This is a genomic window from Psychrobacter celer (assembly GCF_016107555.1).
In the GTDB taxonomy this organism is placed as follows: Bacteria; Pseudomonadota; Gammaproteobacteria; order Pseudomonadales; family Moraxellaceae; genus Psychrobacter; species Psychrobacter celer.
The window spans coordinates 1-7,004 of the sequence record NZ_JABASU010000042.1; the positions used below are offsets into that span (position 1 = coordinate 1).

7 protein-coding genes and 1 other RNA gene are annotated in these 7,004 nt (G+C 44.7%); 5 read left to right on the top strand and 3 right to left on the bottom strand.

Annotated elements, in window-relative coordinates:
• Positions 1-172: 172 nt before the first annotated feature.
• The 3 genes from JFC05_RS12435 to JFC05_RS12445 form a co-directional block, all read right to left on the bottom strand.
• On the bottom strand, positions 173-373 hold the full coding sequence (locus JFC05_RS12435; RefSeq protein WP_105243788.1) for a hypothetical protein: 201 nt from the start codon (positions 371-373) through the stop codon (positions 173-175).
• A 116-nt stretch (positions 374-489) separates the two neighbouring features.
• Entirely contained in the window at positions 490-2,244 is a 1,755-nt protein-coding gene (creC, locus tag JFC05_RS12440; RefSeq protein ID WP_198337110.1) for a two-component system sensor histidine kinase CreC, read from the bottom strand.
• Positions 2,245-2,290: 46 nt separating this feature from the next.
• Positions 2,291-3,106 (bottom strand): response regulator, encoded by an 816-nt coding sequence (locus tag JFC05_RS12445; RefSeq protein WP_105243786.1) that lies wholly within the window; start codon positions 3,104-3,106, stop codon positions 2,291-2,293.
• A 311-nt stretch (positions 3,107-3,417) separates the two neighbouring features.
• Between JFC05_RS12445 and JFC05_RS12450 the strand changes: the two genes are divergently transcribed.
• The 5 genes from JFC05_RS12450 to JFC05_RS12470 form a co-directional block, all read left to right on the top strand.
• Positions 3,418-4,089: an alpha/beta hydrolase gene (locus JFC05_RS12450; protein ID WP_198337111.1), complete on the top strand. Its 672-nt coding sequence runs from the start codon at positions 3,418-3,420 to the stop codon at positions 4,087-4,089.
• 196 nt (positions 4,090-4,285) lie between these two features.
• Positions 4,286-4,644: a transfer-messenger RNA gene (gene ssrA / locus JFC05_RS12455) on the top strand.
• A 163-nt stretch (positions 4,645-4,807) separates the two neighbouring features.
• A complete protein-coding gene (locus JFC05_RS12460; RefSeq protein ID WP_198337112.1) occupies positions 4,808-6,049 on the top strand; it encodes a tyrosine-type recombinase/integrase in 1,242 nt (413 codons plus the stop codon).
• Positions 6,050-6,157: 108 nt separating this feature from the next.
• Positions 6,158-6,562 (top strand): hypothetical protein, encoded by a 405-nt coding sequence (locus JFC05_RS12465; RefSeq protein ID WP_198337113.1) that lies wholly within the window; start codon positions 6,158-6,160, stop codon positions 6,560-6,562.
• A 59-nt stretch (positions 6,563-6,621) separates the two neighbouring features.
• A partial coding sequence (locus JFC05_RS12470; RefSeq protein ID WP_198337114.1) for an IS5 family transposase occupies positions 6,622-7,004 on the top strand: 383 nt, incomplete at its 3' end.

Consider the following 7,004-nt stretch of genomic DNA (forward strand, 5'->3'; position numbering starts at 1 on the left):
TACTAACCAGTTTCCCCATAACTTGCTCTCTATATTATAGATATAATCTATCTATTATAGTAATAAATAGGTAGGTTTGTATATGTTTTATTTAACTGTTTGCAACCCTTTAGCGTCTTTAGTGTGCCATGACTAAAAATGCTAAAGGGCTTTTTTGTGAGTGGTCAATCAGTTACGCTGCCAGCGGATAGGTATCAATCGCCACGCACTGCTGATGCCGAAATATCAATAGTAGCTGCTGACTGGGTATGGCAAGCCAATGACCAAACGCGATACTATCTATCCCTTGGCCGGATAAAGTCTGAGCACAGCACTGACGGCTTTGCCCCACTAAGTTTTTGACAATAGACGGATGCATTGATAACTGTGGCATGCGGTCTCCACTCCTAAGATAAGTGATGAATGTGTATAACGTCATCGTAAGACAAGCGAGTAGAAATCCTGTGCAGTTCTGATGAAAAATCGATGAATTGGTATAACGGGTGTGTTTTAAGCCAGCGGTAAGGTAATGCGTACGCTGACACCAGCGTTTGGACTTTTGTCATGTCTAGCAAAGGCTTGCTCTGTGCCGATATTACTGATCTTCACATGACCGCCATGGTGTTCGATCACTTGCCTGACTAAGGTGAGGCCCAGACCCGTGCCTTTTTTAAGCGCTGTATTAGCCTGATCAGGCGCGGTCTGATTGGTTTGATCGGGTACTTGATAGGTTGAGGAAAGGGTCTGCAGGCTTTGATGCGAGAGACTAAAATAGCGATCAAACGCTTTAGAGAGGGCGTATTCGGGCAGTGGTTTGCCATCATTAAAGATATCAATGGTCACGGTTTTGTCGCTACTATCGTGAGAGTGGCTATACACAGTAAGGGTGACCTCAGTGTTGGCAAAATAAATGGCATTATCTAACACATTTTGTAGCGCTTGTACCAACCAAAACGGATCAGCAAAAACATGCGGATTTGTCAACGCATTGGCCCGTATTGGAGCCTCGGCGATGACCAAATCAGTCACGCATTTATCCTCACTATAAATATTGATAGGTGGTAGGTTTTGCTGTTGTAGTTTGGCGCTGTTATTTTTTGTGAGGGTCTGCAATACTGGCAGTAGCGCTGTCAGTTGCCGATTGAGCTTAAAGGTAGGTTGCTCGACCTTGGCCAGTAGTAATAAACGATCAATCAGCTGCTGCATTTTGATGCTTTGTTCAGCGACCGAGTGGTTTAACATCTGCCGATCTTCTGCATCTAGTTGCTCATCTTCTAATAGCTCACTACTAGCACGAATGGCGGTTAGCGGGCTTTTGAGCTCGTGAGTCAGGGTATGGACATAGTCGGTGACATAGGCGCGGTTTTCTAACCGATGTTTCATAGACTCGATCGTATCTGTCAAGCTGTTGAGCTCATGACCGAAATAAAAATAGGGTTTTTTGGTGTCTTCAGCTAAGGCATTGGTGTAGTGCGTGACCAAAGTAATGCTCTGTTTGAGCCACCATGCCACCAGTCCTGCGAGGATAAGAGCGGCAATGCTCATCAGCAGCGCGGTAATGAGCATGCGATTGCGGGTATTATCAAGATACGGCAGCACACTATCGACCGGTTTGCCAACACTGACGACACCGATCACGGCACCTCTGCTATCGATGATAGGCTGCGCTACATACATAATAGAGCTACCACGAGTGCTATCGATATCTGCCGTGCTCCTCGCGCCGTAGCGCCCCTGCAGCGTAAGGTACACATCATTCCAGCGGCTATAGTCCTGACCTTCGGCATTGAGCGGGGTAGGCAAAGAGTCATATATGACCACGCCATTCGCGTCTGTTACATAAACGCGAGAGTTGCTATTGTTTGAGGATTCTTGGGTAGGCTCGAGGGTAGAGTTCGCGCCTGAAGTGTGCTTGAGCGTCGCATCAAGGGTGGCTTGATAAGTATCATCGTACAATTGCCCTGATACCAATGGCAGCTGCAGCGTCGCAGCCAGCAGTTTACTGGTATCTAGCAACGTGTCTTCGATGACTTGTTGGGCGGTGGGTTTGACGTAGCCAAACAGCTGCGTGAAAGCGACCACACCGCAAATGCTTAGCACCAGTGCGACTGCAAGCCAAATCCGAAAAAATATGCTCAAATTTAGCAGGCGTTTCGGACTGCGGGTTTGTTGCGCGGTTCCAATGGGGTGCAGTTTGGCATACCAATTGCTCTGATTAGCAGGTGTTTTGTCAAGGTGACGATGACTCTTATCAGGAGCGTTCATGTCTTTAGCACTTTAGTAATATCATAAATTGAGTATAGCGGATGAGCTAAGCTGGGCATAAAGCATACCCCAAACCGCGATGCGTGTAGATAACATCGCGGCTAGGATTGACGATCGCCAGCTGCTTACGGATGGATTTGATATGACTGTCTATCGTCCGCGCGAGGCGATGATCAGGATAGTCGCTTACCGCATTTAGCAGCTGCTCACGGCTAAAGACTTGGTTGGGCGCTTGTAATAAGGTTAATAAAATCTTACGCTCGGTATTACTCAGCTCCAGTTTTGTATCTTGCCACATCAAAGAGTAATTGAGCGGCTGGTAATGCCAGATGCCAGATTGACACTCAAAGCTCAAGGCTTGCCCTGATAGATGGTGAGCAGGAGTGCTGCTAGATGAAAGGGCAGATACATGCTGATTGGCGTTCTCAGCCGCCTCAGTAACAGTCGCCGTGGCCGCTGATTGCTCAAAGAGCAGCTGCTCACGACGCCAAATGGCTTTTAGGCGTGCGACCAGCTCACGAGGACTAAAAGGCTTGGCGCAGTAGTCATCGCCGCCCATCTCTAGCCCCAAGATACGATCAACCTCATCGCTACGCGCGGTCAAAAAAACCACAGGGATATCTTTTAATCGGCCTATATCAGGTGTATGGCGTATCTGCTGGCAGAGACTGAGCCCATCACCATCGGGCAGCCCAACATCTAGAATAATAGCCGATAAATCTTGCGCCTCATTACTGTGTAGCATCGGCAATACACTACTGGCGTTATCGAGCCACGTCATCTGCCAGCCCTCACGTTTGCAAGTAACTTTGAGCGACATAGCAATCGCCGGATCGTCTTCTACCAGTAAAATATGAGTCATAAACGTAATATCTTTATTAAAGGGTGCCTGCTATATAGGGCACCGGTGATATGAGATTGAAAAATATAAATAAGGCGTCATACAGTAGTGAGCGCAGTGTTTGATATCAGTCGTACTTGCTCTGCAGCAATTTGTATCAGTTGTAGCAGAGTCTATAATTATCGTAGCACAAAAGCGTGACTGGATTTTGTCAGCCAGTGCAAAACACTGTGAAAAATTGATGAAAATAATAGGGATAAAGGCGATACAAACGCCATCTCAGTTCTATATTTGATGCATATTTTATGCTTTATAAAAGGAAACTAGCGATAATGAGTAAGTATCTAGACGTGGTCACCGCCGAGCACAATCCGGCACAAAAAAAGATAGATAGAGCGGTCATTTGGTTACATGGCTTAGGGGCCAGCGGTCATGATTTTGAGCCTGTGGTGCCGCAGCTCGGACTGGCTGCCGACATGGCAGTACGGTTTATCTTTCCGCATGCGCCCAAGCGTCCTGTCACGGTCAATGGGGGGATGGTGATGCCGGCTTGGTATGATATCTTGGAGATGAGTCTTGAGCGCAAAGTTGATGTGACACAAATTGAGACATCCTCGCAGCAGATTCGAGATTTGATTGCCCGTGAAATTGAGCGCGGCGTCAAACCTGAACATATCGTTATCGCTGGGTTTTCGCAGGGCGGGGCGGTTGCTTATCATGTGGCGCTCAGTCATCCAGAGCGCTTGGCGGGTCTGATGACGCTCTCTACCTACTTAGCAACCAATGACAATATTGAGTATAGTGCTGCCAATAGAGACCTACCGATTTTGATTGAGCATGGTACGCATGATCCAGTCGTACCTGTGATGCTAGGCGAGCAGGCGCAGCAGTTATTGACGAGCAAAGGCTACAACGTTGAATACCATACTTACCCGATGGCACATCAAGTCTGTATGCCGCAGATTCAAAATATCGGCAAATGGTTAAATAAGGTTTTAGCTTAACTTTTTCTTATAAATATTGCCTTATAAATAGTCTCTTAGCTATTGAAATGAGGTGAGTTGACCCTATATAGTAAGTAGAGTAATTAAGACAGATGGATAAGCTTTAAACGTAATAGCCAACCTGTAAATTAATGTAATAACTAACGGTTATAGGTTGAGTCAAAGCTGAAGTTAGTCTAAAATACTCAGTCTTATTGGGGATGTTCTGGCTTCGACGCTGGTGATGAAACTCAATGATGCATGTCGAGAGTGTATGTCCTCTCGTTAATCAAACATATATTGTTATAGTCGCAAACGACGAAACTTACGCTCTAGCAGCTTAAACCCTGCTTACTGCGCTGCCGATTACCTATAGTTGGTTAGCCCAGTTGAAGCGTCCGCATATAGGTTCGCCACAAGTGATTGTCTCAATCGCTTGGGTTCAAAAGTAGAGAATCGTCCAATCCATCCTGACTGTCGGATCGGTGCGGATTAAAACTAAAGACAGAAACTAAACATGTAGATTCATGAGCGTAATGCTGGCGGACGCGGGTTCAACTCCCGCCATCTCCACCAAACATTGATAAAGGGCTGACCGTCATAGACCGTCAGCCCTTTATTTTGGGCGTTTTTCAAGGATTGAGGGTTATATAGGTGTATGGCGTTCCATATAGAATGTTGGTATTATTGTTGGTATTAGAGTTTATACACCTATTCAATACCAACAAAGGATAGTCCAATGCCCTTAACTCATACCGTTATCAATAAGCTACAGCCAAGCGATAAGGCTATCGAGAGCAAACGACCTGACAAACACAGTGATGGTAACGGGCTGCAATTATGGGTGCGTTATACGGGCGTTAAGTCATGGATCAGCGCTTATCGCTGGCAAGGCAAACAGCAAACCCTCACTATTGGCACTTATCCAGTCATGAGCTTGCAAGATGCAAGGCAACGCAATATTGAGATAAAACGCTTAATAGCCGATGGTGTGAACCCAAAAGACCATAAGAAAGAGCAGCAAGCCAGTCAAAATGGTTTAAATGTTTTCGATAACATAGCCCAGTCATGGTATAGCGAGCGCAAGACCTACCTAGCAGAAAGCACCTTTTCCCGTAACTATTCCGCCTATATGCGCGATGTAAAGCCCTCTATTGGTCATAAGAGCATCAACGACATAACCGCGCCTGACATATTGGCTATTGGCAAAGCAGTAGAAGCACGGGGCGCTAATGAAATGGCAAGGCGTACCATTAGAGAGATAGGGCAGATATTTAAGCACGCTATCCGCAATGGACTAGCCACACATAACCCAGCCACCGACCTAGCCGAAGCCATCAAACCACATAGACCAACCAACCACCACCGCATTACTAGCCAGCAACTACCTAAGCTATTAAAAGACATTGACGCTTATGGGGGTGATCTATTGGTGAAACTAGGCTTATGGTTTTTATGCTATACGTTTGTACGTACCAATGAGATCCGCTTTATGGAGTGGCAAGATATAGATTTTAAGCGCGGCTTATGGACGATACCAGCTGACAAGATGAAAGCAGGGCGCTTGCATATTGTGCCATTAGCACCGCAAGCCATAGCAATATTAGAGCAGATCAAAGAGCTAGGTTTTTCGGATCAGTACGTTTTCTTTAATACCTCAACCCGCAAGCCATACAGTCAAAACGCATTTATTAATGCCTTATGGAATATGGGCTATAAAGGTGAGATGACAGGGCACGGCTTTAGAGGTTTAGCCAGTACCACGTTACATGAACAGGAATACATGCACGAAGCTATAGAGCTGCAATTGGCACACGATAGAGAGAACAAGATAAGTGCAGCTTATAACGGGGCGCAGCATTTACCATATAGAACCAAGATGATGAATGAGTGGGCAAACTTCATTGATGATGCTTATGCTGGCAAGCTGGATAACTTGATCCGTGCAGACTTTAAACAACACAAACAAAAGCTAGGCTAAGGCTTAGCACCAACTATGCAAGGCTAGGACTAATTACCCGAACGACAGCTATTCACACCCTTATGCTGTCACTGCCTTGCACCTACTTTGATTTAAGGGTGTAGGGGTGTGAGTGTGATTAAAGAATATTTAACTATAAAGCAATCATTAGATTATTTAGAAAAACTAACTGATTACAGATATGATTTAGATGACTTAAAAGAATTAAATATATTGGGAGAGCTTAATGTTTATTTTTATAAAAAATGTATGGTTTATAAAAAACAATATTTAACGGAAGATAACGAGGACTCAACCGAAATAGCTCGAAATATTATGATATTTGCAGGTATTTTTTCGCCATTATCTAAAGATATAATGCAATCGTTTGGTGATGACGGTTACAGTTTCAGCGGAGTAGTTAAAGTTGTTGATTTCATAAAAGATGACTTTGGCGTATTCACCCCACCTGATTACTGCATTGATGATTATTTTTATGTTTCTAGGGGCTGTATAGAATTGAGAAAACATTGAAAAAAATAAGCAACGCCTTACTCTACTGTTTACCGCAACAAAGAAATAAGGCGTCACTTATGGCTCGCACCAAGCTCAACGATGAACATTGGCACAAGCTATTTATTATATTGCGACAAATTAACGTATATAACAAGCCCAATCTAAGACGTACCGTTGAAGGCATGTTGTACCGCATACGAGTAGGCTGTCCATGGCGAGACTTACCTTCTTATTTTGGTCATTGGTCTAGCATATATCATCAATACCGTTACTGGCGTAAAACCGGTAAATGGCAAAAGCTCATGAAAATAATCACAGCAAACTATGATAGTGAATGGTTATTTATAGACGGTAGCGTGGTCAAAGCTCATCAGCATAGTTCAGGTGCAGCCAGTCATCTTGATGAGGCCATTGGTAAAAGCGTTGCAGGTAATAGCAGCAAACTGCACTTAGTGGTCGA

What these genes read in the sequence shown, in the direction of transcription:
- creC (WP_198337110.1), bottom strand. Translation starts at nt 2,244, where the DNA reads ATGAACGCTCCTGATAAGAGTCATCGTCACCTTGACAAAACACCTGCT.
- JFC05_RS12435 (WP_105243788.1), bottom strand. Translation starts at nt 373, where the DNA reads ATGCCACAGTTATCAATGCATCCGTCTATTGTCAAAAACTTAGTGGGG.
- JFC05_RS12450 (WP_198337111.1), top strand. Translation starts at nt 3,418, where the DNA reads ATGAGTAAGTATCTAGACGTGGTCACCGCCGAGCACAATCCGGCACAA.
- JFC05_RS12445 (WP_105243786.1), bottom strand. Translation starts at nt 3,106, where the DNA reads ATGACTCATATTTTACTGGTAGAAGACGATCCGGCGATTGCTATGTCG.
- JFC05_RS12460 (WP_198337112.1), top strand. Translation starts at nt 4,808, where the DNA reads ATGCCCTTAACTCATACCGTTATCAATAAGCTACAGCCAAGCGATAAG.